26 protein-coding genes are annotated in these 26,113 nt (G+C 64.8%); 15 read left to right on the forward strand and 11 right to left on the reverse strand.

Going from position 1 to position 26,113, the window contains the following annotated elements:
- Positions 1 to 13 precede the first annotated feature (13 nt).
- The 3 genes from I6F17_RS22465 (at position 14) to I6F17_RS22475 (ending at position 2,448) form a co-directional block, all read left to right on the forward strand.
- Positions 14 to 775 (forward strand): SDR family NAD(P)-dependent oxidoreductase, encoded by a 762-nt coding sequence (locus I6F17_RS22465; protein ID WP_036036313.1) that lies wholly within the window; start codon positions 14 to 16, stop codon positions 773 to 775.
- A gap of 23 nt (positions 776 to 798) precedes the next feature.
- Positions 799 to 1,218, forward strand: a complete 420-nt coding sequence (locus I6F17_RS22470) for a thioesterase family protein (RefSeq protein WP_035997242.1) — start codon at positions 799 to 801, stop codon at positions 1,216 to 1,218.
- Between the two features lie 78 nt (positions 1,219 to 1,296).
- A complete protein-coding gene (locus tag I6F17_RS22475; protein ID WP_035997239.1) occupies positions 1,297 to 2,448 on the forward strand; it encodes an ABC transporter substrate-binding protein in 1,152 nt (383 codons plus the stop codon).
- Positions 2,449 to 2,598: 150 nt separating this feature from the next.
- Here I6F17_RS22475 and I6F17_RS22480 read toward each other — a convergent pair whose 3' ends face one another.
- Both I6F17_RS22480 and I6F17_RS22485 read right to left on the reverse strand, forming a co-directional pair.
- Entirely contained in the window at positions 2,599 to 3,327 is a 729-nt protein-coding gene (locus tag I6F17_RS22480) for a glutathione S-transferase family protein (RefSeq protein WP_036021027.1), read from the reverse strand.
- Between the two features lie 38 nt (positions 3,328 to 3,365).
- The gene (locus I6F17_RS22485; protein ID WP_035997233.1) at positions 3,366 to 3,641 is read right to left on the reverse strand and encodes a hypothetical protein; all 276 of its coding nucleotides are present in this window, start codon (positions 3,639 to 3,641) and stop codon (positions 3,366 to 3,368) included.
- 113 nt (positions 3,642 to 3,754) lie between these two features.
- Here I6F17_RS22485 and I6F17_RS22490 point away from each other — a divergent pair, with 113 nt between their 5' ends.
- A complete protein-coding gene (locus I6F17_RS22490) occupies positions 3,755 to 4,453 on the forward strand; it encodes a YafY family protein (protein ID WP_225129890.1) in 699 nt (232 codons plus the stop codon).
- Positions 4,454 to 4,458: 5 nt separating this feature from the next.
- A complete protein-coding gene (locus I6F17_RS22495; protein ID WP_035997229.1) occupies positions 4,459 to 4,773 on the forward strand; it encodes a YkgJ family cysteine cluster protein in 315 nt (104 codons plus the stop codon).
- Here the strand turns inward: I6F17_RS22495 and I6F17_RS22500 are convergent.
- Together I6F17_RS22500 and I6F17_RS22505 are read right to left on the reverse strand one after the other, a co-directional pair.
- Positions 4,770 to 5,168 (reverse strand): hypothetical protein, encoded by a 399-nt coding sequence (locus I6F17_RS22500; protein ID WP_225129893.1) that lies wholly within the window; start codon positions 5,166 to 5,168, stop codon positions 4,770 to 4,772. The genes I6F17_RS22495 and I6F17_RS22500 overlap by 4 nt on opposite strands.
- A 279-nt stretch (positions 5,169 to 5,447) precedes the next feature.
- Positions 5,448 to 5,795, reverse strand: a complete 348-nt coding sequence (locus tag I6F17_RS22505) for a DUF3307 domain-containing protein (RefSeq protein ID WP_050991738.1) — start codon at positions 5,793 to 5,795, stop codon at positions 5,448 to 5,450.
- 403 nt (positions 5,796 to 6,198) lie between these two features.
- On the opposite strand from I6F17_RS22505, the gene I6F17_RS22510 reads away from it, so the two are divergent.
- The 3 genes from I6F17_RS22510 to I6F17_RS22520 all read left to right on the forward strand — a co-directional run bounded on the left by I6F17_RS22510 (position 6,199) and on the right by I6F17_RS22520 (position 9,014).
- The gene (locus I6F17_RS22510) at positions 6,199 to 7,644 is read left to right on the forward strand and encodes a TAXI family TRAP transporter solute-binding subunit (RefSeq protein ID WP_225129895.1); all 1,446 of its coding nucleotides are present in this window, start codon (positions 6,199 to 6,201) and stop codon (positions 7,642 to 7,644) included.
- A gap of 242 nt (positions 7,645 to 7,886) precedes the next feature.
- A complete protein-coding gene (locus tag I6F17_RS22515; RefSeq protein WP_225129897.1) occupies positions 7,887 to 8,105 on the forward strand; it encodes a hypothetical protein in 219 nt (72 codons plus the stop codon).
- A gap of 123 nt (positions 8,106 to 8,228) precedes the next feature.
- Positions 8,229 to 9,014 (forward strand): enoyl-CoA hydratase/isomerase family protein, encoded by a 786-nt coding sequence (locus I6F17_RS22520; RefSeq protein WP_036036286.1) that lies wholly within the window; start codon positions 8,229 to 8,231, stop codon positions 9,012 to 9,014.
- Positions 9,015 to 9,021: 7 nt separating this feature from the next.
- On the opposite strand, the gene I6F17_RS22525 is transcribed toward I6F17_RS22520, so the two are convergent.
- Entirely contained in the window at positions 9,022 to 9,666 is a 645-nt protein-coding gene (locus I6F17_RS22525) for a glutathione S-transferase family protein (protein WP_225129899.1), read from the reverse strand.
- Positions 9,667 to 9,752: 86 nt separating this feature from the next.
- On the opposite strand from I6F17_RS22525, the gene I6F17_RS22530 reads away from it, so the two are divergent.
- Positions 9,753 to 10,733, forward strand: a complete 981-nt coding sequence (locus I6F17_RS22530) for a YafY family protein (protein WP_225129902.1) — start codon at positions 9,753 to 9,755, stop codon at positions 10,731 to 10,733.
- A gap of 137 nt (positions 10,734 to 10,870) precedes the next feature.
- Positions 10,871 to 11,119, forward strand: a complete 249-nt coding sequence (locus tag I6F17_RS22535) for a hypothetical protein (RefSeq protein WP_028138614.1) — start codon at positions 10,871 to 10,873, stop codon at positions 11,117 to 11,119.
- Positions 11,120 to 11,175: 56 nt separating this feature from the next.
- Here the strand turns inward: I6F17_RS22535 and I6F17_RS22540 are convergent, their stop codons facing one another.
- From I6F17_RS22540 to I6F17_RS22550, 3 genes are all read right to left on the reverse strand, one after another.
- The gene (locus I6F17_RS22540; protein WP_225129904.1) at positions 11,176 to 12,123 is read right to left on the reverse strand and encodes a fatty acid desaturase; all 948 of its coding nucleotides are present in this window, start codon (positions 12,121 to 12,123) and stop codon (positions 11,176 to 11,178) included.
- A 15-nt stretch (positions 12,124 to 12,138) separates the two neighbouring features.
- Positions 12,139 to 13,155, reverse strand: a complete 1,017-nt coding sequence (locus tag I6F17_RS22545; RefSeq protein ID WP_225129906.1) for an alpha/beta fold hydrolase — start codon at positions 13,153 to 13,155, stop codon at positions 12,139 to 12,141.
- A 146-nt stretch (positions 13,156 to 13,301) separates the two neighbouring features.
- Positions 13,302 to 14,105 carry an MBL fold metallo-hydrolase gene (locus I6F17_RS22550; RefSeq protein WP_225129908.1) on the reverse strand — a complete coding sequence of 268 codons (804 nt, stop codon included), beginning with the start codon at positions 14,103 to 14,105 and terminating at the stop codon, positions 13,302 to 13,304.
- Positions 14,106 to 14,285: 180 nt separating this feature from the next.
- Between I6F17_RS22550 and I6F17_RS22555 the strand changes: the two genes are divergently transcribed.
- The gene (locus I6F17_RS22555; RefSeq protein ID WP_036036272.1) at positions 14,286 to 15,485 is read left to right on the forward strand and encodes an MFS transporter; all 1,200 of its coding nucleotides are present in this window, start codon (positions 14,286 to 14,288) and stop codon (positions 15,483 to 15,485) included.
- Positions 15,486 to 15,688: 203 nt separating this feature from the next.
- Positions 15,689 to 16,639 (forward strand): AraC family transcriptional regulator, encoded by a 951-nt coding sequence (locus I6F17_RS22560; protein ID WP_225129910.1) that lies wholly within the window; start codon positions 15,689 to 15,691, stop codon positions 16,637 to 16,639.
- A 35-nt stretch (positions 16,640 to 16,674) separates the two neighbouring features.
- On the opposite strand, the gene I6F17_RS22565 is transcribed toward I6F17_RS22560, so the two are convergent.
- The 3 genes from I6F17_RS22565 to I6F17_RS22575 all read right to left on the reverse strand — a co-directional run bounded on the left by I6F17_RS22565 (position 16,675) and on the right by I6F17_RS22575 (position 20,832).
- Positions 16,675 to 18,288: an acyl-CoA synthetase gene (locus tag I6F17_RS22565; protein ID WP_225129912.1), complete on the reverse strand. Its 1,614-nt coding sequence runs from the start codon at positions 18,286 to 18,288 to the stop codon at positions 16,675 to 16,677.
- Between the two features lie 560 nt (positions 18,289 to 18,848).
- The gene (locus I6F17_RS22570; RefSeq protein ID WP_225128079.1) at positions 18,849 to 20,075 is read right to left on the reverse strand and encodes an ABC transporter substrate-binding protein; all 1,227 of its coding nucleotides are present in this window, start codon (positions 20,073 to 20,075) and stop codon (positions 18,849 to 18,851) included.
- 52 nt (positions 20,076 to 20,127) lie between these two features.
- On the reverse strand, positions 20,128 to 20,832 hold the full coding sequence (locus I6F17_RS22575; protein ID WP_225128077.1) for a DJ-1/PfpI family protein: 705 nt from the start codon (positions 20,830 to 20,832) through the stop codon (positions 20,128 to 20,130).
- Positions 20,833 to 20,937: 105 nt separating this feature from the next.
- On the opposite strand from I6F17_RS22575, the gene I6F17_RS22580 reads away from it, so the two are divergent.
- From I6F17_RS22580 to rbbA, 3 genes are all read left to right on the forward strand, one after another.
- Positions 20,938 to 21,915, forward strand: a complete 978-nt coding sequence (locus I6F17_RS22580; protein ID WP_225128075.1) for a GlxA family transcriptional regulator — start codon at positions 20,938 to 20,940, stop codon at positions 21,913 to 21,915.
- Positions 21,916 to 22,272: 357 nt separating this feature from the next.
- Entirely contained in the window at positions 22,273 to 23,340 is a 1,068-nt protein-coding gene (locus I6F17_RS22585; RefSeq protein ID WP_225128073.1) for an HlyD family efflux transporter periplasmic adaptor subunit, read from the forward strand.
- Entirely contained in the window at positions 23,337 to 26,111 is a 2,775-nt protein-coding gene (rbbA, locus tag I6F17_RS22590; protein ID WP_276573255.1) for a ribosome-associated ATPase/putative transporter RbbA, read from the forward strand. The genes I6F17_RS22585 and rbbA overlap by 4 nt, the downstream gene beginning before the upstream one ends.
- The last annotated feature ends 2 nt before the right edge of the window (positions 26,112 to 26,113 follow it).

Genomic DNA, 26,113 nt, shown 5'->3' on the forward strand with positions numbered 1-26,113 from the left:
AAAGGAGAACGCCATGTTGTTGAAGGATCAGGCAGCCATCGTCACCGGCGGCGCATCGGGACTGGGCGCGGCCACCGCGCGAAAACTGGCGGCGCAGGGCGCCAAGGTCGCGGTGTGCGACCTCAACACCAAGCTGGCCGAAACGGTCGCGGCGGAGATCAAGGGCGTGGCCGTCACCTGCGACGTCTCCGATGCCGCCTCCGCTGAAGCCGCGATCGCGCAGGCGACCAAGGCCCATGGCCCGGCGCGCGTGCTGGTCAATTGCGCCGGCATCGGCGTCGCCAAGCGCGTGGTCGGCCGCGACGGCCCGATGGCGCTTTCGGATTTCGACAAGGTGATCAAGGTCAACCTGATCGGCACCTTCAACATGCTGCGCCTCGCCGCCACCGAAATGTCCAAGCTGGAGCCGCAGGCGACCGGCGAGCGCGGCGTCATCATCAACACCGCCTCCGTTGCCGCCTATGACGGCCAGATCGGCCAATCCGCCTATTCGGCCTCCAAGGGCGGCATCGTCGGCATGACGCTGCCGATCGCGCGCGAGCTCGCGCAGTTCGGCGTCCGCGTGTTGACGATCGCCCCCGGCCTGTTCCTGACGCCGCTGCTGGCGAACCTGCCGCAGGAGGCCCAGGACTCGCTCGCCGCCGCGATCCCCTTCCCGCGCCGGCTCGGCCAGGCCGACGAGTTCGCCGCGCTCGCGCTGCACATGGTCGAGAATGCCTACCTGAACGGCGAGGTGGTGCGCCTCGACGGCTCGCTGCGCATGGCGCCCAAGTAAATTCGCAGAGTAAGGCCCGCCAGATGTTCGTGAACCGGCGCGAGGTCCAGATCCAGTGGGGCGATTGCGACCCTGCGAACATCGTCTACTACCCGCGCTATTTCGCGATGTTCGACGATTCGACCTCGACCCTGTTCGAAGCCGCCGGTTTCTCCAAGCAGGACCTGGTCCGCAAATACGGCCTGGTGGGCATCCCCATGGTCGACACGCGGGCCAAGTTCTACATCCCCTCGACCTATGGCGACTGGATCACCATCGAGACCAGAATCGAGAGCATCAAGCGCTCGAGCTTCGAGGTGAAGCACAACGTCTACAAGGGCGAGGCGCTCGCCATCGAGGGTTTCGAGACCCGCGTCCTGGTCGGCCGCGATCCCGTTAACCCAGACAAGTTGAAATCGGCACCGTTCCCGGCGGAAATGGTAGCCAAGTTCACGGGAAGCTAAATCGCCGCATCACCAAAAGAGGGGGCTGAATTACCCCCCGATTTCTGCTTTCAAATAAACACGTCAAGGGAGGAATAGATGAAACGCTTTTATTTAACCGCTGCCATCACTGCGGCCGCGCTGGCTCTGCCGGCCTTGCCCGCGCTGGCCCAGACCAGCGAAGTCACCATCGGCATCACCACCACCACGACCGGCCCGGGTGCGGCACTCGGCATTCCCGAGCGCAACGCGCTGGAATTCGTGCCGAAGGAGATCGGCGGCGTGCCGCTGAAGGTGATCGTGCTCGACGACGGCGGCGATCCCACCACCGCCACCACCAACGCCCGCCGCTTCGTCACCGAATCCAAGGCCGATATCATCATGGGTTCGGCGCTGACGCCGCCGACCATCGCGGTCTCCAACGTCGCCAATGAAGCCGGCATCCCGCACTTCGGTCTGGCGCCCTTCCCGATCACGCCGGAGCGCATGAAATGGTCGGTGGCGATGCCGCAGCCGATCCCGATTGTCGGCAAGGTGCTGTATGACCACATGAAGGCCAAGGGCGTGAAGACGCTCGGCTACATCGGCTATTCCGATTCCTACGGCGACCTCTGGTTCAACGATTTGAAGGCGCAGGCCGTGCCGATGGGGATGACGATCGTCGACGAGGAGCGCTTCGCTCGTCCCGACACCTCGGTGACCGGCCAGGTGCTGAAGCTCGTCGCCGCCAATCCCGACGCCATCCTGGTCGGCGCGTCCGGCACCGCGGCCGCGCTGCCGCAGACCGAGCTGCGCGAGCGCGGCTACAAGGGCCTGATCTACCAGACCCACGGCGCCGCCAGCATGGACTTCATCCGCATTGCCGGCAAAGCAGCGGAAGGCGTGCTGATGGCCTCGGGTCCCGTCATGGCCCCCGAGGAACAGCCGGACAGCGCGCTGACCAAGAAGCCGGGCCTCGCGCTGAACTCCGCCTACGAGGCAAAGTACGGCCCCAACAGCCGCAGCCAGTTCGCCGGCCATTCCTTTGATGCGTTCGAGATCCTCAAGCGCGTCATTCCGGCGGCGTTGAAGACGGCCAAGCCCGGCACGCCGGAATTCCGCGAGGCCATCCGCCAGGCGCTGCTGACGGAGAAGGAGCTGGCGGCGAGCCAGGGCGTCTACAACTTCACCGAAAAGGACCGCTACGGCCTCGACGAGCGCTCGCGCATCCTGCTCACGGTGAAGGACGGCAAGTACACGCTGGTGAAGTAGGCGTCGCCAAGATTCGAGACAACGAGAGCCGGCCGGATGGGCCGGCTCTTTTCGTTGAGGGACAAATCGCTATCGAGTTCGTCATGCCCGGGACAAGCCCGGCCATGACGATGTCGAAGGTCAGTGCCCCACACTGCCAACAGACGAGCGCTACGCCGCCTGCCGTAGCGGCGTCCAGGCGAATTCCGGATAATAGTCGTCCATCATGCGGTCGACATAGGCGGTGAGGTTCGGAAATCCCTCGGCCCGCTCGCGCAAGGCGGATTCGAAGAACGGTGAGAGGACGCCGGCGAGCATACCGAACGCAGTGGCATCGACGCCGCAGGGCCTGTTGCCCATCAGGAAGGCTTTGTCGCCGAGCTGCACCGACAGCGCGAACAGCGAACGCACGGCAAGATCGACGTCGTCATCCGGCGCATGGCGGCCGAGGCCAGAGAGCAGATAGTTCTCGGCGACGCGGAATTGAGCGTCCTCGCGCAGCTTCTCGCGATTGTGCTCCGGCGCACCGTCGAAGAAATGCGCGGGCCCCTTGGCGAAATTGACCGGATCGACCCAGCGCGCGCCCACCAGCGCCCAATAGACGTGGTGCTCGATCATGCGCTCGAACGCCCAGGCCTGCGCACGCTCGGCCAAGGTGAGGCCGGCATCGAAATCGAAGCCGTAGCGGCGCTCGATATGGGCCCGGATGAAGGTGGAATCGGCCACCGCCTCGCCGCCATCGTCGATGAAGGGCAGCTGCCCCTTGGGCGAGGCCGGCGGCATCGCCCGCTCTTTCCGATAAGGCAGTCCCGCCATCTTGAGCTGCACCTCGGTCTTGGTGACGAAGGGGCTGATTTCCGGCAGGCCGAAGCCGGCGCCAAAGCCGTAAAGCGTGATCATGCAAGCTCTCCTGAACCTGTCGAACGAGTGGAAGGAACCTAGCGGCCGGCTGCTGCCACCATGGTGGCAGCAGCCGTGATATCTTCTGCGAAGCGGGCCCCGCGCCAGGCGCGGCCCATCAGATGGCGGACCAGCGCATCCGCGGCATGGTTCAGCGAGCGTGTCACCACGCTTGCGAGCGCAAATCGGAGATCAACGGCCATGAGATCGAGCGGAACGAGGCGGCCAAACGCCCAAGCCCGCAACATTTGGCCGTGCCACAGCTGCGCCCGCCACAGTGGACCGGCCTGGCCGAAATGGGTTGGAATGATCATGGACAAATCCTCTTCAGTCGATGTGTTGTCCCGGTATAGAACCCCCCTGCTGCCAACATCCTGTCAGCAGCCGCGCGCCGATTTCTGATCCGTCGTTCGAGAAGAGAATTGTCATGAGACGCGCCGACCGGCTGTTTCAAATCATCCAGGTGCTAAGGCGCAGCCGTAAGCCGCTGACGGCAGACGCGATCGCGGCCGAGCTCGAGACTTCGAAGCGCACCATCTATCGCGACATCGCAACCCTGATCGGCCAGCGCGTGCCGATCCGCGGCGAAGCCGGCATGGGTTACATCCTGGAAAAGGGTTTCGACCTGCCGCCCCTGATGCTGACGCCGGACGAGATCGAGGCGGCCGTGCTGGGCGCGCAATGGGTCGCAGGCCACGCCGATTCCGCGCTGGCGCGCGCGGCCGAAGACTTGATGGCCAAGATCGCCGATACCGTCCCGGAGCGCCTGCGCCCCTTCGTACTGGAGCCGGCGAGCCGGGCGCGTCCGAGCTGGAATCGGGAACCGGACCGCCTGGACATGGCGCGCACCCGGACCCAGATCCACGAAGGCAAGAAGATCATGCTGCGCTATCGCGACGAACAGGGCCGCCCCAGCGAGCGCATGATCTGGCCGATCTCGGTCGGCTATCTCGAAGCCGTGCGGCTGCTGGCGGCCTGGTGCGAGCTGCGCGGCGACTTCCGCAGCTTCCGCACCGACCGCGTGGTCGAGGCGACCTATCTCGACGAGAAATATCCGGAACGGCGCGACGTGCTGCGCGCGAGATGGCGGCAGAGCCTGGTCTGGGGTCCGCCGAAGGACACGTGAGAACGATGGACGAGACCGAGCTGTCGAGCTGTTGCCAGGGCTGCGGCGCCTGCTGCGGCTATTCGCAGAACTGGCCGCGCTTCTCGATCGAGAGCGACGAGGAGCTTGCGCTGATCCCGGAGGCGCTCGTCAACGACCGGCAATCGGGCATGCGCTGCGAGGGCGATCGCTGCGCGGCATTGCAAGGCGAGATCGGAAGGATGACAGCCTGCGGCATCTATGACGTGCGGCCGGAGGTGTGCCGCACCTGCATGCCTGGTGACGCCGAATGCGCCATGGCGCGGCGGAAGTTCGGCCTGCCCGTTATCGAGGCCGCTTAGGCGGGGACGGCTTCGCCGATCTCGTCGTCGAGCTCGTCATCGAGCGGTGCGAGCACCGAGAGCGGCTTGGTCGACAGCGTGATTGGCTTGCGCCCACCCGTCACCGACGTCGAAGCTTTCGCGGTGCCTTCGCGCGACAGTGCGAAGAGCGTCGAGCCGACGCGGCCGCCATTCTCGATCAGGTCGCGCTCGCTGCAGCTCGCTGCGATCGCGACCGCCAGCGAGTGCAAATGGCTACGGCGGTAGCAGAACAGCGCCAGCCTGGCGCGCACGTCAGGGGAAACACTCTCAACCAGCCTCGGCAGGCCACTCTCGCTGGCGCGATACATCTCGCCAAGGAGCTCGTCGCGGACCGGGCAGAAATCGCTTTCAAAGGCGTCGCGGCTTGAAAACATTGCAGTTCTCCCTCGTGTAAGGAAGATGCAGCGCAATTCTCTAACGAAAGGTTAACCACGCTGCCCGGTAGTCACCCGGGGTGGTTGCGCGTCGGCCGCGAATCGGTGGGACGCCTTGGTGGGGTTTCAAAGACTTCCGCGGCGTCATGGCCGGGCTTGTCCCGGCCATCCACGGAAAGCCAGGAGGCACGAAGAACGTGGAGGCCAGGGACAAGCCCGGGCATGACGATCCCTCGTGCTGATGGCGATTGCCTCTCCCCGGAGGCCCAAAGGCGACCTTCAGTTCGCCGCCATGAAGATCGCGAGGCCGAAGCCGGTCAGGTGGTGCAGCGCCTGGTCGACGCCGATCAGCGTCCAGAACCAGGGATGGGCGAGGTCGACGCCGAAATTGGCGGAGACGTATCCCTTGGCCCGGTCGATCGTGATGTGGATCAGGAAGTCGATGAAGGCCACGAACCAGAATCGCGGCGCCACGATCACGATCAGCGGCAGCGCGACGGCAAGGTGGACCAGGCAGTGCACCAGGAGCGGCAGGGCCCAGCCATGCTTCTGGTCCTTGCCGTGCGCCATCCAGGCGGTTTGAAGAACGAAATCGGCGATGACGTGCTTGAAGGTGAGCAGCAACATCCAGCCAATGAGCGCTTCAACCGGAATCGCCGATGACATGGGTGGAAACGACAAAGCTGACGCCCTCATTGACGTGACGAGAAGAATTGGAGCGTTCAGCGCAACTTCTTCTTGGACCGGTCAAATCGCCGGGACGCGCAATTTATGACATCTCCCGCGGCGGAATGCAGCCGGGTGGAACCGGAAAATCGCCAAGTGTGGCTAACCGGTGATAGGATGGCCAATCGCCGCGGACATATCGAGTAAGGTTACCTCCGGCTCGAAATTTGCATTCCGCTGCCTTCGCGCTATCATCGGCGATCGGGAATATCGTTCTTTTTTCAGGCGTTTACGAATTACCGGGCCCGCCGCGCTTCCAAGCCACGCGCCGCCGCCAGCCAAACGATAAGGCCAGAGTGCCGCCATGAGTACCGAAGGCCCCATCGCATCGCCGACCATGCCGCCGCCCCGGCGCCCCAAGGTGATCAAGACCAACCAGCAGCAGGTTCTCCTCTACGTCGTGCTGACCCTGCTGCTGTCGTTCGCCACAGTCTGGGCCGGCCGCACGCTGGTGCACAATTCGGAGACGCTGACCTTTGCCGTCGGCGGCCCCAACAGCGATGAGGCGCTGTTCGCGGCCAAGCTCGCCGCCCTCCTGAAGAACAACGCATCGCGCTTGCGGATCAACATCGTCAACAACGCCGACAATGCCAAGGCGCTCGCGCAGTTCGACCACAGGCAGGCCGACCTCGCCGTGCTGCGCACCGACGCCAAGGTGCCGCTGCGGGCGCGCACGCTCGCGATCCTCGAGCACGATCTCGTGCTCCTGCTCGGTCCCGGCAACAAGAAGATCAAGTCGCTGGCCGAATTGAAGAAGAAGAAGGTCGCGGTCGTCGCCGAGAACGAATCCTCGCTCGCCTTCGTCCGCAGCATCCTCGACGTCCCCGATGGCCCTGAGGCTGCGAAGATCCAGATGGCGCCGCAGGGCGCGACGCTCGACAAGCTGTTCGCTCCGGCAAACGGCTTCAGCGCGGTGATCGCGATCGTCCACGCCTCGAAGGCGGTCCGGGACAAATCCTATGAGCAAGCCGCCAAGCGCGGCGGCTTCACACTGAACACCATCGAAGAAGCCAAGACGCTGGCGCGCAAATTTCCCGGCATTTCCGACGAGACTGTGACAGCCGGCTCGGTGTCGACATCCCCGCAGATTCCCGACGACGATCTCGACACGATCGGTCTCGAATGGCTGCTGGTCGCGCAATCCCGGATGTCCCCAAGCACGGCCGGCGAGCTCGCCCGCATCGTCTACGAGAACAAGGCGGCGCTCGGGCTCGACAACGGCTTTGCCACCAGGATCGAGCCGGCCTCGGTCGAGAAGGACGCCTTCGTGGTCGCGCATCGGGGCGCCGCCGACTACATCAACGACGACACCAAGTCGTTCATGGATAAGTACAGCGACTTGATGTATCTGGCCGCCGCAGCGCTCAGCGTCATCGGCTCGATCTTCGCCGCGATCTACGCCAAGATCACCCGCATCGCGCCGGAGAAGGCCAGCGAGCTCTCGACCGCCATCCTCGACATCGGCGAGCGGATCGAGCACGCCCATTCGCTGGATCAGCTCGAATGTCTCCAGGATGAGCTCGAGACCATCTTGCGCGGTGCCGTCATCGGCCTCAGGGACGGCACGATCAGTACCGACGGGCTCGACACCTTCAAGCTCGGCTACGAATTCGTCCGTGACGAGATCGGCATGCGCCGCGACTATCTGAAACGTCATGCCGGCGAAGCCGACAAGACGGTACGCGATGCCGGCCCGGCTCCGTCAGACGACAGCAATGTCGTGGTGGTGAAGACCGCCCAGAGCGCCTGACGGCCGCCCCCACCGTTGTCGTGTCCCGGACAAGCTGCAATGCCGAAGGCATCGCAGCGATGAGCCGGACCCAGGAACCGGCACGATATCCGTGACCACATGGACCCCGGTACTGCGGTGCATCACTTCGTGCTGCGCCGCGTCCGGGGCACGAGACGGAGGCTACCCGTCCGATCGCCAGCCAGTCTGGAACCCTGCCCACCCGCAACCGTTGGTTTCCGGTTGCAACCGGAGAACGCGGCATGCGTGCACTCCTCGTCATCCTCCTTCTGGCAATGCTGGCGGCGGCCGGCTACTTCGCCTATTCCGCAATGGCGGTCGAGGGTGAGCCGATCCCGACGGAAGGCTATGTGGCACTGGCGCTGGGCGCGGGGTTTTCCGTCATCGTCGGCGTCGGGCTGATGGTGCTGCTGTTCTTCAGCAGCCGCCGCGGCTACGACGAGCCGCCACATTTCAGGTAAGGCACCCGGCCAGGGACGGCGGCGTGGACGGCAGGCCCGCTGCAGCGGCGCGGCAAACGACCGGCGCCGTCGTTGACGGCCTCCGCCCGGGCGGGCACTTTGGCGCCGACAACGGAGACGAGAATGTCGGATACAGCCGACGCAGCATCTAGCCCCCTGCTCGAAATCATCGGCGCCCGCGCCACCATCCGCCTCAACCGGCCGAAACATCTCAACCGGCTGCAGGCGGAGGATCTCGACGAGCTGACGAGACTGTTCGACCGGGTCGAGGCCGATCCCGATATTCGCGTGCTGGTGCTGACCGGAACCGGGCGCGCCTTCTCCGCCGGCTACGATCTCAATTCGGTCGCGGAACGCGCGGTCAGCGCGGGCGAGCAGCAGAGCGCGGGCTCGGCCTTCGAGGCCGTCGTCAACCGGCTCGAGGATCTCGGCGTGCCGACCATCTGCCGGCTCAATGGCGGCGTCTATGGCGGCTCGACCGACCTCGCACTCGCCTGCGATTTCCGCGTCGGCGTCGATACCGCGGAAATGTTCATGCCGGCGGCGCGCCTTGGGCTGCATTACTACCCGAGCGGCATCAAGCGCTACGTGACCCGCCTCGGCGTCGACAATGCGAAGAAGCTGTTCCTCACCGCGCAGAAGATCGACGCCCCGGAAATGCTGCGCATCGGCTATCTCACCACAATGGTGCCGGTGGAATTCCTGGACGAGGAGGTCGACACGCTCGCTGCGATCCTCGCCGGCAACGCCCCCCAAGCGATGCGCGGCATGAAACGCGCGATCAACGAGTTCGCCCGCGGCGAGCTCGATGAAGGCGCCGCCGACCGGCGCCACCGCGACAGCATGCGCGGCGACGAGATCAAGGAAGGCATCAAGGCGTTCGCCGACAAGCGGGCACCGCGATTTTGACGCTCTCTCATCCACCCGCCGCGGCGGCATGCTGCGCCGCCATCTCCGCATCTGCGGCATTGATGCGCTGAAACGCCGGCCGCGCCGTCATGCGCTCCGCATAGCGGACGAAGACATCCTTCTTCGGCACGATGCCGAACATCATGGTCCAGCTGAACGCGACGCCCCACAATACGTCGGCCGCCGTCATGCGCTCGCCGAGCAGATAGGGCCCGTTCGCCAGCTGGGCCTCGAGCGCACCCAGCATCGTATCGTAATCGGCATAGGGCGATTGCGTGATCGGCGCCGGCTCTCGCTGCATGAACTTGTCGATCAAGGCCGGCTCGAACGACGACCCGTAATAGGCGATCCAGCGCAGATAAGGCCCGCGCAGCGGATCGTTCAGGGCGGGCGTGAGGCCGGCCTGCGGAAACAGGTCGGCGAGATAGATGGTGATGGCGACCTGCTCCGTCACCAACGCTTCGCGATGTCGGATCGCCGGCACCTTGCCGAGCGGATTGATAGCGAGATAAGCGGGCATGCGCTGCTCGCCGGCCTTCATGTTGAGAACGTGAAGATCGTAAGGAGCCCCCAGTTCCTCCAGCAGCACCCGCGTGCCGGTGGCGCGCGTCTGCGGCGAGTAATACAGCGTGATGAGGTTCGGATCGGTCATGGCAGTCTCCCTTTGGCCGGTAGGCGCTGGTGCAGCTTGTAGCGCGCCATACCTGACATCCTCTGTCAGGTATGATTTAAGGGATCATGCGCGCGAGTCGGATGCTGTCGATTCTCACCACCCTCCAGGCCAGGGGACAGGTCACCGCGCCCGAGCTCGCGGAGGCCTGCGAAGTGTCGGTGCGCACGATCTATCGGGACATCGACGCGCTCGCGGCGTCCGGCGTTCCCGTTTATGCAGACCGCGGCGCAGACGGCGGCTATCGCCTGCTCGACGGCTATCGCGTGCGGCTGAACGGACTGTCGCAGAGCGAAGCGGGCGCGTTGTTCCTGGCGGGATTGCCAGGCCCGGCCGCCGCACTCGGGCTCGATGCTGCGATGATCGCCGCCCAAAACAAGCTGATGGCGGCACTGCCCCCGAATTTGCGTGAGGATGCCGGGCGGATGCAGGAGCGTTTCCACCTGGACGCGCCCGGCTGGTTCGGCGAAGCGGAAGACCCGAAGCACCTGCGCACCATCGCCGGCGCGGTGCTGCGCGGGACGCTGATCAGGATCCGGTACCGGAGCTGGCGCGCCGAGAAGCAGCGCCGCGTCGCGCCGCTCGGCCTCGTGCTGAAGGGCGGCAGCTGGTATCTCGCAGGACAAGTCGACGGCAGCGTGCGTACCTATCGCGTCGCACGCGTGCTCGACTGCACAGCCCTCGGCGAGGACTTCGATCGTCCCGCCGGCTTCGACCTCGCCGCCCATTGGCGGGCCGCGACGCTGCGGCTCGAAGGCGAGATGCACCCCAATGTTGCGATCGTCCGGCTGTCGCCGTTCGGCGTGAAGCTGCTCGACGCGCTCAGCCAGCCCTATGTCAAGGCACGCACGCAGCTCGATGAGACAACTGATGCAGACGGCTGGCGCATTGCGCGCGTGCCGGTCGGAAAGACATCGTGGCATGCCGCGGCCGAACTGCTGCGGCTCGGCCCGGAAGCCGAAGTCCTGGAGCCTGCTGATCTCCGCGACAAGATGGCCGAGCTGACGCAGGCGATGGCCGCGCGGTATCGCGCGGCGCAGAAAGCCTGATCGCGGCGCATTCTGCCGCAGCCGACGAAACATTCCTGAAACACGATTCTTCCCGCTTGCCATGAACGCGATCGCGTCTCGTCTCGACGGAAATGCAGGGACGCAACAATGGCCCTAGCGCCGAATGGAGAATGAAGATGTTTCGTAAGCTTGCACTTGGTCTGATCGCCGCCGGCTCGCTCGGCGTTGCCGCTCTCGCCCCCACCGCGGCGTCGGCCGGCGGCTTCCATCACCATCATGGTCATCACCACTGGGGTCCCGGCTGGGGCTTTGGCGGTATCTACCTCAACACCGGCGTCAGCAATTGCTATCAGGAGCGCCTGGTCCGGACCCGTCACGGCCTGCGCGTGCGCGTCGTGAACGTCTGCGCCTACGGGATCTACTGATATCTCGATGTCACGACAAAGCTCCGGTCGCATCGCGGCCGGAGTTTTGCGTTGAGCTAGCCGGCCTGCCGCTGCCGGCGAAACCAGGCCCAGGTCTCGCGCGTCGTTCTGATGTAGCCGCGGCCGCGATGGACGATCTCGCCGTCGACGATCGCGTTCAGCTTCGGCAGGGCGTGAAAGGGGATCGAGGGATAAGCGTGGTGCTCGACATGATACGGCATGTTCCACGCGAACCATTTGACGATGGCACCGGTGTAAGTCGTGCGGGTGTTCTGAAAGGCGCTGCGGGTGCGGTCGCAACCGGTATGCTCGGCGTAGAGATAGGGCCGCAGGAAGAACTGCCCGATCACGAGCGGCACGATCCAGACCCAGAGCAGCAGCGCTGAAGCGAACCACAGCGACAGTGCGAACAGCAGGGCGTAGAGTGCGACATAGGCGCGCGCCTCGGCCACGATGGTGCTGCGCTTGCTCTCGGGAATCCATGGCACGACGACCTTGCCGGTGATCGCGTGGCCGAGCATCAGCCGCAGACGGCCGGCGACCTGGAGCAGGCCGCTATAAGCGAGCGCAAGCTGGGTGTCGGACGTCGGCTTCACGCCAACGATCAGCTCGGGATCCCTTTCCGGGTCCTGCGTGTAGCGATGATGGTCCCAGTGAAACAAACAGTAATATTCGTAAGGTAGCCCGATGATGAACGCCGAGAGATAGCCGACGCCGAGATTGAGGCCCCGGCTCCTGAACGCCGTCTTGTGCGCGGTCTCGTGCACCGCCATGAACAGGAAGGCGACGACATAGCCCTGCACCACCATCAGCGGCAGCGCCCAGAACGCGCCCCAGCTCGACGAAACCGTCCAGATCAGCGCGCCCACCAGCACAATCACGCTGTAATGGCCGAGGCTCTGCACCGCACCTCTGATGTTGGAGCGAACCGACAATTCGCGCAGCGTGGTGGGCGTCAGGGGCTTCAGGCGATGGCCGGCGTCCGAAATGGTTGCGTCACTCATGATCGGTTGCGTGCCCTACTTGCGGAGAAGCTCGGCGATCTCGGCCTTGATGAAGGCCTGGTCGCGGGGATTGTTGATGGGGTTGCCGGCGCGGTGGCCATGCAGCGATGGGATCGGATGAAGCACCGCCGATCTCGCGTTGACGAGCTTGCCGAGCTCGCCCTCGTTGTCGTGCACGTCGAAATAGCGGTCGGTCGCGCCCGGCATCAGCAGCATGTGGGCCTTGATCGCGGCCAGCGCGCGATCGAGATCGCCGGCGAATGCCGCACACCGACTGATGTCGCCGCGCTGCCAGATGCCGATCTGCGCGAGGAGATCGTTGGCATCGCGCCGCGCGAAGGTCGCATCCCAGGCGCGGACGAGATAATCCTCGAGTGAAGTGAAGCCGGCCTCGCGCCAGAGCTCGTCGCGGTAGAAGCCGTGCGACATCGCCCAGCCGGCATAGACGCGTCCCATGGCGCGGTAGCCGGCGACGGGTTTTTCGAGGAAAAGGCCATCGCGGAAGGCGGGATCGGCCGTGAGCGCGGCCTTCACGCTTTCAAGGAAGACGTAGTTGTAGGGTGCGCAGCGGGCGCTGCCGCAGACGACCGCGGCGCGCTCGACCATGTCCGGATGCAGCGCCGACCAGTGATAGGCCTGCATGCCGCCCATCGACCAGCCATAGACCAGCGCAAGCTTCGAGATGCCAAAGCGCTCGGTGAGCAGCCGGTGCTGGACCGCGACGGCATCGTGATAGCTCACTTCCGGGAAAGGCGCGGGCGTGTTCGAGGGCGATGACGACAGGCCGTTGCCGAACAGGTTCGGGATGATGATGAAGTAACTGTTGGGGTCGAGCACGCCGTCTGGACCGATCAGCCATTCAATGTCGGTGTGCTGGGCGCTGAACGAGGTCGGATAGAGGATGACGTTGTCTTTGGCTGGGCTCAGCGTGCCGTAGGTCTTGTAGGCGAGCTTCAGGGAGGGAAAGACGGTCCCGGACTGGAGCGTGACGTCGCCAGCCTCGAAGATGTCGTCATCGCGCTGCGCCGTCATGCACTCAGCTCCCGCTCACGGAGGCCTTCTCGGCGTCCGCGATACATCGATCATGCCGGCTTTCGCCGGATGCGTCGCTTGCCTTATAGTGTACTTTTAGTACAGTTATTTGGACCCGGCAAGATAAATCCGGTCCGCAGCCCGGCTCAGGCGATGGCCGCGAGATAGCGCGCGACCGACGCAGCAAACGCCGCCTTGGCACGGCTGGCGATGTTGCGGCCCCACCAGGCGCCATAGATCCGGTCGAAGGCGAACGGCTCGACGGCTGACGCAATCCGACGCACCGCGGCGGCGTTGAGCGGCACGTAGTTAGGATAGGAATACATGAAGCTGACGAAGCGCCGGTCCATCGTCACCTGCGCGATATCTCCCGTGAGCAGCGCGCCCTTGCCGTCCGCACCACGCGCGTAGTGCAGCACGGTGGCGCCGGCGAAGTGGCCTCCGGTGCGCAGCAGCAGCACGTCGCCGGAGAGGCGATGGCTGTCGCCGGTCCAGTGTACGATCGCCGGATAAGGCCGCGTGACGAAGGCGCGATCGTCGGCATGCAGATAGACCGGCACGCCGCCGAAGCTGTCGCTCCAGTCGGCGGCCGCGCCATAATAATGCGGATGCGAGATCGCAATGGCCTTGAGGCCGCCGAGTGCTGCGACGTGGTGGATGGCCTCGTCGGTCGCGAGCGGAATGCAATCCCACATCACGCAGCCGTCGCCGTCAGGCACCAGCAGCGCTCGCTGCCCGATGGCAAAGCTCGGCTCCATGCCGATCCCGGTCAGGCCGAGATCGTCGCGCCCCACCAGTCGGTGCTTGCGCGCGAGCTCCTCGCGCGTGAGGAAAGCTTGACCGTCCCAGCCGACGAACTGGCGCTCGTCCTCGCAGATCGGACAGGCCGCAGGGGGTTTTCCGCTATCCGGGAATTGAGCGCCGCAGGTTGCGCAGGTCCAGAGGGGCATCGCGCTGATCCATCATGATCCAGTCTTGCAAGACATGACGTCGCACTCGCCGGATCGCAAGAGCAACCGGAACCAACGGGTTGAGAGCAGGTTAAGTTCTGGTCCGCCCCGGGCACCCGCCCGCCGAGTCCGCATCATGCGAGATCCGATTCGATCGGCAGCATCAAGTTCAGCGTCTCGATGACATCTCGCCCTTCAACGTCTCGCATCTGGCCCCTGTTCGCGCTCAATTTCTTCATGGCCGACATGCAGTCGGGCATCGGGCCGTTCGTCGGGGTCTTCCTTCAGGAACGCGGCTGGGCGACCGGCCTGATCGGCACGGCAATGACGATCGGCAACGTCGCAGGCATGCTGGTCACGACTCCGATCGGCGGCTTCATCGATTCCAGCCGCAACAAGCGGCTGTGGGTGATCATTCCCGGCATCTGCGTCGTCTCGGCGTCCGCAATCATCCTGATCTCGCAAAACTTCTGGGCGGTGACGTTCTCGCAAGTGGCGCAATCGCTGGCGAGCGCCGCCATCGTGCCGGCGGTCACGGGCATCACGCTCGGCATCGCCAAGCAGAAGGGCTTCAATGCGCTCAATGGACGCAACCAGGCGTATAACCACGCCGGCAACATGGTGGGCGCGGCGCTGTCGGGCTATCTCGGCTACAAGTTCGGCTATGTCGCCGTGTTCGCACTGGCGGCCGTATTCGGCGCCATCGCCATCGCCTGCGTCATGATGATTCCAGCAAAGGCGATCGACGACCGCGCCGCGCGCGGCAGCAAGGAGGACGATTCCAAGGCGCCGCCGGATGCGATGACGATGCTGCTGAAGCACAAGGCGCTGCTCGTGCTGGCTCTCGCCCTCGCGCTGTTCCACCTCGGCAATGCCGCGATCGTGCCGCTGTACGGACTTGCCGCGGTCGCCGAGGGACAGGCCAACGGCCCGAGCTTCGTCGCAACCACCGTGGTGATCGCACAGGGCGTGATGATCGTGACCTCGCTGATCGCGATGAAGGCCGCGAGCAAGCGCAATTACTGGCCGGTGATCCTGGTGTCTTTCATGTTCTTGCCGGTCCGCGGCGTGCTCGCCTTCTTCGTCACGGGATGGTGGGGCGTGGTGCCGATGCAGGTGCTCGACGGCATCGGCACCGGACTGCAAACGGTCGCCGTCCCCGGCATGGTCGCGCGCTCGCTCAACGGCACCGGCCGCATCAATCTCGGCCAGGGCGCCGTGATCACCGTGCAAGGTGTCGGCGCGAGCCTCAGTCCCGCCCTCGGCGGATGGATCACGCAATGGATCGGCTATGGGCCGACCTTCCTGCTGCTCGGCGGCTTTGGCCTGGCGTCGATCGCGCTTTGGCTGGCCTTCAGTGCGGCGGTGAAGAAGTATTGAGCGACAGCGCCGTATGGCGGTCGCGGCGCAACGTGCCCGCCTTCGATCTGCCCAACAAGCAGGCTGCGGCACCTCGTCGCTGGCTCATCGCGTAGTTGCGAGTGGTTTTTCGCGCAATCTGGCGCTTTTCCAGTTGCCGCATCCCCGGCGCGCCGACGAAAGTGCGGACCGCAATGAATCGGCAATAGGCGTTCCGGCGATCGATGACCCAGCCGCAGCTCTCATTCGATGGCGACCCTAACGGTGCGGCCTATGAGCAATGGCGCGAGCAGTTTTGCCGTCAGGTAGCGAACGTCGATTTCGTGCCGGTCGGCGAAGGGCGCGTTCACCGAACCATTGCGCCTGCCATTCTTCCCCGCCTCAGACTCTCGGCCTCGTTCGGCACGCCGATGTCCTTCGTGTCATTGGGAACGAACGACGAGTTGGTGATCACGATGTCGCCCAATTCGGCATTGCGCGGGGCCATGGGGAAACGCCCGCTGGAGGTCGCCGCCGGCGACATCACGATCGGCGATCCTTCGATCAAGGGGGCCCAAATCACGCAACTGGCGTATGGTAACTTCCAGACCGCGCTGCTGCCGCGCAAAGCCCTGCTGCGCGCCTGCCCCAATGCCGAGGACCTGATCGCGCGGTCGATCTCCGGCGCCAACCCGATCACGTCGATGTTCCTGCGATATTACGATCTCGCGCATGCGCACGCGGACAAGCTCGCGCCGGCGGGGCTCGATGCGGTCTCGCAGCACCTGTTCGACCTCGCCGTCCTGATGCTCGGCGCACGCGGCGATGCCGCCGAAGAGGCTCAATTGCGGGGCCTTGCGGCGGCGCGCTTCGAAGCCCTCAAGTCCGACATCCTGGCGCAGCTGGACAGCCCCGCATTGTCGCTGTCCGACCTCGCGGCCACGCACCGGATCAGTCCGCGCAGCATCCAATTGCTGTTCGAGCGCGCCGGCATCACCTATAGCGGCTTCGTGCTGGAGCAACGATTGCTGCGCGCCGAACGACTGCTGCGAAATCCTGCGATGCGCAGCCGCAAGATCATCGAGATCGCGCACCTCGCCGGATTTCACGACGTCTCTTACTTCCATCGCGCGTTTCGCCGCCGTTTCGGAGCGACGCCCGACGACGTCAGGAAGCTGGCTGGCGAGGCCGAATAGGCGAGTTCGCCGCGACGGCGCCGGAACGGCGCCTGCTACGTCCCAAAGCTCTTCTGCACCGCCTTGTCGAGCGTCTCGCCGCCGACGAAGCGCTGGCGCAGCTCGCGCTTGAGCAGCTTGCCGCTCGGATTCTTCGGCAGGGCGTCCACGAAGATCACGCGCTTGGGCACCTTGAAGTGGGCCATATGGCCGGCGCAATGTCTGATGACGGTTTCTTCGTCGAGCTTTGCCCCCGTCTTGACCACGACGATGGCGGTCACCGCCTCGATCCAGCGCGGATCGGGCAGGCCGACGACCGCGACTTCGGAGACCTCCGGGATGCGATAGACCATCTCCTCGACCTCGCGGCTCGCGACGTTCTCGCCGCCGGTCTTGATCATATCCTTGACGCGGTCGACCACGGTGATGTGGCCTTCCTCGTCGACCGTGGCGAGATCGCCGGAATGAAACCAGCCGCCGGTGAATGCCGCCGCGGTCTTGACCGGATCGTTGTAATAGCCGGAGAGCAGATGCGGCGAGCGATGCACGATCTCGCCGACTTCGCCGACCTTGACATCCTCCATCGCCGTGTTGACGACGCGCGTCTCGACATTGAGCACGGGCTTGCCGGCGGAGCCTGCCTTGCGGAGCTGGTCCTCCGGCCGCAGCACGGTCGCGAGCGGCGCGATCTCGGTCTGGCCGTAGAAATTCCAGAACTTGACGGCCGGCAGCCGGCGCTGCAATTCGAGCAGTACCTCCACCGGCATGATCGAGGCGCCGTAATAGCCCTTCTGCAACGTCGACAGATCGGTCTTGTCGAAGTTCGGCGAGCGCAGCATCGCGATCCAGATCGTCGGCGGCGCGAAGAACGAGGTGATCCTGTGCGCCTGGATCAGCGCCAGGATGTTGTCGGCCGTCGGCTTGCCCGTGATCACGCCGGAGGCGCCGAGATACACCTGCGGGCCCAGGAACACATCCAGCTGCGCGCAATGATAGAGCGGCAAGGCGTGCAGGAACTTGTCGTCCACGCTCATGCCGCCGTCGATGATGCAGCTGACATACTGCCACATCACGGCTTCATGGGTCAGCATCGCGCCCTTGGGCAGCGATTCCGTGCCCGAGGTGTAGACGATCTGCGCTAGATCGCGGCTGTCGACCGAGGCGTCCAGGAACGAGCCGTCGGGATGCAGGAGATCGTCGAAGGTGGTGAGGTCTGCAGGCGGCGCGGCCGGATCCTCGCCCGGCAGCCAGATCATCTTCTCGACCGCGCAATCCTTCGCGCTCGCCGCGCGTGCCGGCCCGACGAAATCGGGTCCGGTCGCGAGCAGCCTTGCGCCGGAGCTCTTCAGGATGAAATTGATCTCGTCCGGATTGAGCATGAAGTTGATCGGCACCAGCACCGCGCCGATCCGCGCCGCCGCGAAGCGTAGCGCCGCAAAGGCGTGCGAGTTGCGCGAGAGCACGGCGAGGCGGTCGCCCTTCCCGACGCCGAGGCCGAGCAGGCCGCGGCCGAGCCGGTTGCAGATCGCATCCATCTCGGCAAAGCTCCAGCCGATATCGCCGCAGCTCACCGCGAGCTTGTTCGGCTCGCGGCCTGCGGAGCGGCGCAGGAGATCGCCGATGGAATGCTCGCGCGCTTTCGAGATGGTGGCTGCAATGTCGCCGGTCATTTCTTCCCCATGGAATTTTCGCTCGGTACAATGGCTGCGAGCTCTCGTGTTTCGCGGAACGTAGTCGGCGCTGTCAGCGACGTCAAATTGCACGGGGCAGATCAAAACTCGCGAAAACAACCCCATGCACAGTAGACGGCGGTCGCAAAATCAATGGGTTAGGTGGGGAGCGGGACTGGGTGCGGGTCGGGCGGGATTTCAAGAGCCTAAATGCCGAGCGATCGTGGTTCGACTCGCCCGTCCGGCTCGCCCAGGCGAGCCGAGGAGACTTGGCCGCGCTCGTCGCCGCCCGTTCCGAATGCCGTCTCCCGTTATTTGCTTCGTCGGGCAAAACAGGAGCATAGTGGGATCATCGCAGCAGGTCGGACGGGCTGGGGTGTGGCTGCCCCTTTCGGCGGCGAGCGAGTTGCGCGGTCGAGGCTCGTCAGGACTTTGGTTTTCTCCGGCGGTGGCCGATGCAGAGTCGGAGTTTGGTGCAGTCCAGCACCGTCACTGTAATGCGCGCCGACCAAGCCCACGATCACGATTATCCATCAGGTCGCGGGATTGGCACTCCAATCTCAATTGCCCCGCTTGACCAGGGGGCATTCACTGTCAGCCAGCGAAGCGTAGACTTCGCCGCTTGGAATTTTCTCGAGCACGTTATAGTACTCCCAGGGTGCCTTGACCTCGACCGGATCCTTCACCTGCACAAGATAGAAGTCGTGCACGAGCTTGCCGTCCTCGCGCAACCTCGCGCCACGAGCGTAGAAATCGTCGACGGGCGTCGCGCGCATCTTCTCCAGCACTGGATCGGTTGCATCCGTGCCTACGGCAGCGATGGCTTTCAGATAGTGGCTGACGCCGGAATAGACCGCGGCTTGCGGTGCCGTGGGCATGGCGTTGCGAAGCTTGAAGAAGCGCTGACCGAACGCCCTGCTCTCGTCATCCAAGGCCCAGTACCATGCCGTCAGCGTGGTCAGCCCCATGGCGGTTTTCGGCCCCATGGCATGAACATCGGTGTCGAACATCAGCTCGGCCACGGGCTTCTGGCTTCCCGTGTTCATGCCGAACTCGTTCCACTGCTTCATCAGGTTGACCAGCTGGTCGCCGGCATTGGCGAAGGCGATCGCCTTCGCGCCAGAGGCCTTCGCCTGCAGGATGAACGAGCTGTAGTCCGCGTTGCCGATCGGGTGATACACCGCGCCGAGCGACTTGCCGCCCGCCGCCGCCAGCACGCGCTGCGATTCCGACACCATGTTCTTGCCGAACGCGTAATCGGCCGCGATGAAGAACCAGGTGTCGTAGCCCTGGCTGACCAGGGTGCGGATCGGTCCCGACACCAGATTGTAGGAATCGTGCAGCCAGGCCAGGCCGTTTCGCGAACATTGCTTGCCCGTCAGTTCGGTGGTCGCCACCGCCGAATAGACCGCAATCTTGTTCTTGTCGCGCGCCAGCGACTGGATCGCCAGCCCCACGGCCGAATTGGACACGTCGGCGACCATGTCGACGCCGTCGACGTCGAACCATTTGCGGACAATGCCGACGCCGATATCGGGCTTGTTCTGGTGATCGGCGGCCAAGATCTCGACCTTGATCGACGGCACTAATTTCTGAAAATCTTCCGCCGCCATCTTGGCTGCCGCAACGGAGCCCGATCCCGACAGGTCGGACAATGGCCCGGTCTGGTCATTGATGATGCCGATCCGGACCACGCTACCGGAGAGTTCGGCGGCGCGAGTGGGCGGACAAGATGCGATGAAAGTCCCAACGACGAGAAGGGTACCGATGCGGCCGTGCCAATTCATGCGAACACCTTTCTAACAGCGTTTGTGGCTTTCCTCCCTGTTCCGAACGAGCTTAAGCCGCCGTCGCTTTCGCCTTGAGCTTGGAAACCGCCTTCTGCACCGCTGCTGCGCGCTTTTGCAGCCAGGGTTCGGCCTCGCGGCGCATGCGGGAAATCAGCTCACGCGGCGCATTCTGCACGGTGATGTCGAACGGCGGCTGCGGCTGATATTCCAGCATCAGCTGGAGATCCTTTGCAACGTCTTCGCCGCAGAGTTCGGCGGCGACCTGAAAACCGAAATCGATACCGGCGGTGACACCGCCACCGGAAATGCGGTTGCGGTCGACCACGACGCGTTCGTCGACGGCGATGGCGCCAAAGGCGGCAAGCTGGTCGCTCATCAGCCAATGGCAGGCTGACCTGTATCCATCGATGAGGCCTGCGGCGCCGAGGATCAGACAGCCGGCGCAAACCGAGGTGATGTAGCGCGCCGATCCACCCTTGTCGCGAACGAAGGCAATCACCTCGTCATCGTCCATGGTGGCGACCTGTCCCGGGCCGCCGCCGATGCAGAACACGTCCAGATCCGGGCAGTCGGCGAACGTCGTGGTTGGCAGCAGCGGCAGACCGACGTCGCTGACGACGGGCTCGATCCGCTTCCACAACAGGTGCATGCGGACGTTCGGCAGACGGGCAAACACTTCGAAAGGTCCGGTGACGTCCAGCTGCGTCATCCCGGGATAATACAGAATTCCGATTTCGATCCGCTTGCCGGACATGGAGCCCTCCTACGTTGGATGACCCATGTTGACAGCGGAGGGCATTTGCCGAAATGTCATTAGACACGCAATTCCTGCCAAGCCATCCCTGCTCAAGCGCTGCCAATGGCCCGTTCCGTCCTCCGCCGCGTGGTCTTCGTGCTGTTCGACGACTGCCTGTTGCTCGATTTCGCCGGACCGCTGCAGGCCTTCGAGCTGGCCTGCGAAACGTCCAAAGCGGGGCAGGCGCCCTATGTCTGGCAGATCTGCTCGTTGAAAGGCGGGCCGGTCAAAACCTCGTCCGGTCTGGAGGTGATGACGACCGCCCTCGCTGATTGCGACCAAAAGAACATCGACACCCTCGTGGTGGGTGGGGGTCCCGGCGTCCATCGCGCCGCTGCAGAAGCCGCGCTGGTCGATTGGTTTCGCCTGGCAGCGCCGAAGGCAAGGCGCGTCTGCTCGGTCTGCACGGGTACATTCGTTCTGGCTGCGGCCGGGCTGCTGCGCGGGCGGCGCGCGGTCACCCATTGGGGCTCCTGTGACCTGCTGCGAGAAAAACATCCCGACGTTTCGGTTCAGGTCGATCCAGTCTTTGTACATGACGGCGGCATCTGGACATCGGCAGGCGTGACGGCCGGCATCGATCTGGCACTCACGCTGCTGGAAGATGATCTCGGCCATCGCGAGGCCATGCGCATCGCGCGCCGGCTCGTCGTTTTCCTCAAGCGGCCCGGCGGGCAGGCGCAATTCAGCGTGCCGCTGTCAATGCAGGCCTCGGAAGACCGGGCGTTCGAAAAGATTTCGAGTTGGATGCAGGACAATCTCGGCCGCGATTTGCGCGTCGAAAGTCTCGCCGAACGAGCGGGCATGAGCCCGCGCACCTTCGCGCGCGTGTTTCGCCAGAAGACCGGCCGCACCCCCGCCAAGGCGGTGGAAGAGCTTCGCGTCGAGGCCGCCCGACGCGCGCTGGAAGAGTCAGCCTCTCCTATCAAGGAAATCGCCGCGCGCGCAGGCTTTCAAAGCGAGGAGCATCTGCGCCGCGCGTTCCGCCGCCGCCTGAACGTGCTGCCGCATGACTACCGGGTGCGATTCCATCAGGGGTAAAGACAATACGCGACAGGCGGGTTAGCTCGACGTTCCCGCGATTGAAGTGAGATACGACAATGATAGTGACAGTGGTGACTATCACCGTAATGCCGTAATCCCAGTCAAGGAGCTGGCGAAGCAGTACGAACGATCATGATCGTGGTGGATACGGCGAGTTCCGACGTCGCCAGAAAATCCTGCTCGCCCGACACCGCGCACTGGATGCTGGCCCTAAATAGAGGCAGCAAGCCGCGTCTGATCTGCATCAAGTTGCGATGCAAAATTCGCTGCAATGTTGAACCTGCCCCGTCCGCGCGCTCAGCGGGCCGGGCTGACGTCTCAACAATGGGCGCCGCCGCACGGCGTTATGAACAGATGAACTTTACACCCGGTCGCGTGGTCGCCGCGCTCGCCATTCTGCTCGCCGGCGTCGGCTATTACTACTGGCAGCACCGAGATTCGAGCGCGCTGCCACCGGGCTTCGCCCGCGGCAACGGCCGCATCGAGGCGGTCGAGATCGACATTGCCACCAAGACGCCCGGTCGGATCCGCGAGATCCTGGTCAACGAAGGCGATTTCGTCACCGCGGGTCAGGTTTTGGCCCGCATGGACACCGAGCAGCTGCAGGCGCAGCGTCGCCAAGCCGAAGCGCAGCTGCAGCGCGCAACGATCAATGTCGAGACCGCGAAGAGCCTGGTGAACCAGCGCGAGGCCGAGCGCAAGGCCGCCGAAGCCGTGGTCGACCAGCGCATCGCCCAGCTCGACACCGCCAGCCGCAAGCTCGACCGCTCCGAGCAATTGATCAGAACGAGTGCGGTGTCCCAGCAGGTCCTGGATGACGACCGCTCCGCCAACGCCACGGCGAAAGCGGCGCTCGCCGCGTTCCAGGCCCAGGTCGCTGCCTCGGAAGCCGCGATCAGCTCCTCCCGCGCCATGGTGATCGATGCCGGCGCCGCGGTCGACGCGGCAAAGGCCGCGATCGAAAGCATCAACGCCGACCTCAACGACAGTGTGCTGAAGGCGCCACGCGATGGACGCGTGCAATATCGCGTGTCGCAGCCCGGCGAGGTGCTCGCCGCCGGGGGCCGTGTCCTCAACATGGTCGATCTCGGTGACGTCTACATGACGTTCTTCCTGCCGACGGCCGATGCCGGCCGCGTCGCGATCGGCGCCGAGGTCCGCCTCGTGCTCGACGCCATCCCGCAGTATGTGATCCCCGCCAAGGCCACTTTCGTCGCCGACGTCGCGCAATTCACGCCCAAGACCGTCGAGACCGAGGAGGAGCGCCAGAAGCTGATGTTCCGCATCAAGGCGCATATCGCGCCCGACCTGCTGCGCCAGCACATCGAGCAGGTGAAGACCGGCCTGCCCGGCATGGCCTATGTGCGGCTCGATCCCGCCGCGCAATGGCCCGGCGACCTCACCATCAAGCTGACGAGATGAGTGCGCAAGCCGCAGCGGAAGCACTGGCTGCCGTCGGCAGCGTGATGCATCTGGAAGGCGTGGGCCTGAGCTACGGCAAGACCCGGGCGCTCGAGTCCATCACGCTCGATCTGCCGGCCGGCTGCATGGTCGGACTGATCGGCCCCGACGGCGTCGGCAAATCGAGCCTGCTTTCGCTGATCGCCGGTGCCCGCGCGATCCAGCAGGGGCGCGTCCACGTGCTCGGCGGCGACATGGCGAGCGCGCGCCACCGCCGCAACGTGTGCCCCGAGATCGCCTACATGCCGCAGGGGCTCGGCAAGAATCTGTATCCGACATTGTCGGTGTTCGAGAACATCGACTTCTTCGGCCGCCTGTTCGGACATGACAAGGCGGAGCGGCACAGGCGGATCGCGGGTCTGCTGCGTGACACCGGGCTCACCCCCTTTGTCGATCGGCCGGCGGCAAAACTCTCCGGCGGCATGAAGCAGAAGGTCGGCCTCTGCTGCGCGCTGATCCACGATCCCGAGCTGTTGATCCTGGACGAGCCGACCACCGGCGTCGATCCGCTGTCGCGCCGCCAGTTCTGGGAGTTGATCAGCTCGATCCGCAAGAGCCGGCCTGGCATGAGCGTGATCGTCTCGACCGCCTACATGGAAGAGGCCGCGCAGTTCGATTTTCTCGTCGCAATGAACGGCGGTCAGGTGCTGGCGACGGGAGCGCCCGCCGCGCTGCTGCGACAGACCGTTGCCGGCACGCTTGATGAGGCCTTTATCCGTCTCCTGCCGAAGGAAAATCGTAGCCACCATACTGGCGTCGTGATCCCGCCGCGCAGCGCGGACCATGACGAGATCGCGATCGAAGCCGACCACCTGACCCGGCGGTTCAACGGCTTCGTTGCCGTCGACGACGTCAGCTTCCGCATCAGGAAAGGCGAGATCTTCGGCTTTCTCGGCTCGAACGGCTGCGGCAAGACCACGACGATGAAGATGTTGACCGGCCTCTTGCCGGTGAGCGAGGGCAGTGCGCAGCTGTTCGGCAAGGCGATCGACGCCCGCGACATGTCGGTGCGGCGGCGCATCGGCTACATGTCGCAGGGCTTCTCGCTCTATTCCGAGCTCACGGTCGCGCAAAATCTCGACCTGCACGCGCGCCTGTTCGAGCTGCCGCCGGACACGATCGCCGCGCGCATCGACGAGATGATCGCCCGGTTCGATCTTGCCGACGTCGCAGGCGCCCCGCCCGGTGCCCTGCCGCTGGGGCTGCGGCAGCGCCTGTCGCTGGCGGTCGCCATGATCCATGGGCCCGACATCCTCATCCTCGACGAGCCGACCTCCGGCGTCGATCCGGTCGCGCGCGACCGCTTCTGGCAGATCCTCGCCGAGCTCTCCCGCAACGACAACGTCACCATCTTCGTCTCGACCCACTTCATGAACGAGGCGGAGCGCTGTGACCGCATCTCGCTGATGCATGCCGGCAAGGTGCTGATGTCAGACACGCCCGCCGCGATCACGGCCGCGCGTGGCACTGCAACGCTGGAGCAGGCCTTCATCGCGTGCCTGGAGGAGGCGATCGCGGACACGGCCGAGCCGGCCGGCCAGACGGCGGTCGCCTCACCGCCTCCTGCATCCGCAAACCCCGCGCCGGCCCGCCGGCGCAGCGCGACCTTCAATCTGACTCGCATGCTCGCCTATTCCCGGCGCGAGACGCTCGAGCTGCGGCGTGATCCGATCCGTGCCACGCTCGCGATCCTCGGCAGCGTGCTGCTGCTGTTCGTGCTCGGCTACGGAATCAGCATGGACGTCGAGAATCTGACCTTCGCCGTGCTCGACCGTGACGACAGCGCGATCAGCCGCGACTACAGCCTTCAGGTCGCGGGCTCGCGCTATTTCACCGAGAAAGCACCGATCACCGACTATGCCGACCTCGACCGTCGCATGCGCGCTGGCGAGATCGGCCTTGCCATCGAGCTGCCGCCCGGCTTCGGCCGCGACGTCAGCCGCGGCCGCCATGTCGAGATCGGCGCCTGGGTCGACGGCGCCAACCCGACGCGGGCCGAGACGCTGCGCTCCTACGCGCAGGCGATCCACGCGAGCTGGCTCGCGCAGAAGGCCCGTGAGCTCTATGGCGAGGCGGCGATCGCCGGCAGCTACCAGCTCCAGGTCCGCTACCGCTACAATCCCGACGTCGTCAGCGTCGTCGCCATGGCGCCCGGCATCATCCCGCTGCTGCTGGTCCTGATTCCGGCCGTGCTCGCCGCGCTCGCCGTGGTGCGCGAGAAGGAGCTGGGCTCGATCGTCAACTTCTACGTCACGCCGGTGACGCGGCTGGAGTTCCTGCTCGGCACGCAGCTGCCCTATGTCGTACTGGCCTTCGCCAACTTCCTTCTCCTGGTCGGATTCGCGCTCACCGTCTTCGGCGTCCCCTTCACCGGAAGCTTTGCGACCTATGCGCTCGCCGCGCTGCTCTACGTCATGGCCACCACCGGCATGGGGCTGGTGATCTCGGCCTTCATGAACAGCCAGATCGCCGCGCTGTTCGGCACCGTCCTGATCACGCTGATTCCCGCGATCCAATATTCCGGGCTGATCGATCCGGTGTCGTCGCTCCAAGGCCTTGGAGCAGCGATCGGCCGGCTCTATCCCACCACCTATTTCGTCACGATCTCGCGCGGTACCTTCTCCAAGGGTCTCGGCTTCGACACGCTCCACAACGATCTGCTGGCGCTCGGCGTCATGGTGCCCATCCTGGTGATTGCCGGCGCGATGCTGCTGAAGAAACAGGCTCGGTGACC

Origin of the sequence: Bradyrhizobium sp. NBAIM18 (assembly GCF_020193825.1) — a bacterium.
In the GTDB taxonomy this organism is placed as follows: Bacteria; Pseudomonadota; Alphaproteobacteria; order Rhizobiales; family Xanthobacteraceae; genus Bradyrhizobium; species Bradyrhizobium yuanmingense.

Coding starts and splice junctions, on each gene's coding strand:
- I6F17_RS22585 (WP_225128073.1), top strand. CDS start 22,273: ATGAACTTTACACCCGGTCGCGTGGTCGCCGCGCTCGCCATTCTGCTC.
- I6F17_RS22485 (WP_035997233.1), bottom strand. CDS start 3,641: ATGATCATTCCAACCCATTTCGGCCAGGCCGGTCCACTGTGGCGGGCG.
- I6F17_RS22535 (WP_028138614.1), top strand. CDS start 10,871: ATGTTTCGTAAGCTTGCACTTGGTCTGATCGCCGCCGGCTCGCTCGGC.
- I6F17_RS22565 (WP_225129912.1), bottom strand. CDS start 18,288: ATGACCGGCGACATTGCAGCCACCATCTCGAAAGCGCGCGAGCATTCC.
- I6F17_RS22515 (WP_225129897.1), top strand. CDS start 7,887: ATGCGTGCACTCCTCGTCATCCTCCTTCTGGCAATGCTGGCGGCGGCC.
- I6F17_RS22500 (WP_225129893.1), bottom strand. CDS start 5,168: ATGTTTTCAAGCCGCGACGCCTTTGAAAGCGATTTCTGCCCGGTCCGC.
- I6F17_RS22545 (WP_225129906.1), bottom strand. CDS start 13,155: ATGACGGCGCAGCGCGATGACGACATCTTCGAGGCTGGCGACGTCACG.
- rbbA (WP_276573255.1), top strand. CDS start 23,337: ATGAGTGCGCAAGCCGCAGCGGAAGCACTGGCTGCCGTCGGCAGCGTG.
- I6F17_RS22520 (WP_036036286.1), top strand. CDS start 8,229: ATGTCGGATACAGCCGACGCAGCATCTAGCCCCCTGCTCGAAATCATC.
- I6F17_RS22530 (WP_225129902.1), top strand. CDS start 9,753: ATGCGCGCGAGTCGGATGCTGTCGATTCTCACCACCCTCCAGGCCAGG.
- I6F17_RS22580 (WP_225128075.1), top strand. CDS start 20,938: ATGGCCCGTTCCGTCCTCCGCCGCGTGGTCTTCGTGCTGTTCGACGAC.
- I6F17_RS22575 (WP_225128077.1), bottom strand. CDS start 20,832: ATGTCCGGCAAGCGGATCGAAATCGGAATTCTGTATTATCCCGGGATG.
- I6F17_RS22465 (WP_036036313.1), top strand. CDS start 14: ATGTTGTTGAAGGATCAGGCAGCCATCGTCACCGGCGGCGCATCGGGA.
- I6F17_RS22525 (WP_225129899.1), bottom strand. CDS start 9,666: ATGACCGATCCGAACCTCATCACGCTGTATTACTCGCCGCAGACGCGC.
- I6F17_RS22550 (WP_225129908.1), bottom strand. CDS start 14,105: ATGCCCCTCTGGACCTGCGCAACCTGCGGCGCTCAATTCCCGGATAGC.
- I6F17_RS22540 (WP_225129904.1), bottom strand. CDS start 12,123: ATGAGTGACGCAACCATTTCGGACGCCGGCCATCGCCTGAAGCCCCTG.
- I6F17_RS22480 (WP_036021027.1), bottom strand. CDS start 3,327: ATGATCACGCTTTACGGCTTTGGCGCCGGCTTCGGCCTGCCGGAAATC.
- I6F17_RS22570 (WP_225128079.1), bottom strand. CDS start 20,075: ATGAATTGGCACGGCCGCATCGGTACCCTTCTCGTCGTTGGGACTTTC.
- I6F17_RS22555 (WP_036036272.1), top strand. CDS start 14,286: ATGACATCTCGCCCTTCAACGTCTCGCATCTGGCCCCTGTTCGCGCTC.
- I6F17_RS22470 (WP_035997242.1), top strand. CDS start 799: ATGTTCGTGAACCGGCGCGAGGTCCAGATCCAGTGGGGCGATTGCGAC.
- I6F17_RS22505 (WP_050991738.1), bottom strand. CDS start 5,795: ATGTTGCTGCTCACCTTCAAGCACGTCATCGCCGATTTCGTTCTTCAA.
- I6F17_RS22490 (WP_225129890.1), top strand. CDS start 3,755: ATGAGACGCGCCGACCGGCTGTTTCAAATCATCCAGGTGCTAAGGCGC.
- I6F17_RS22475 (WP_035997239.1), top strand. CDS start 1,297: ATGAAACGCTTTTATTTAACCGCTGCCATCACTGCGGCCGCGCTGGCT.
- I6F17_RS22560 (WP_225129910.1), top strand. CDS start 15,689: ATGACCCAGCCGCAGCTCTCATTCGATGGCGACCCTAACGGTGCGGCC.
- I6F17_RS22510 (WP_225129895.1), top strand. CDS start 6,199: ATGAGTACCGAAGGCCCCATCGCATCGCCGACCATGCCGCCGCCCCGG.
- I6F17_RS22495 (WP_035997229.1), top strand. CDS start 4,459: ATGGACGAGACCGAGCTGTCGAGCTGTTGCCAGGGCTGCGGCGCCTGC.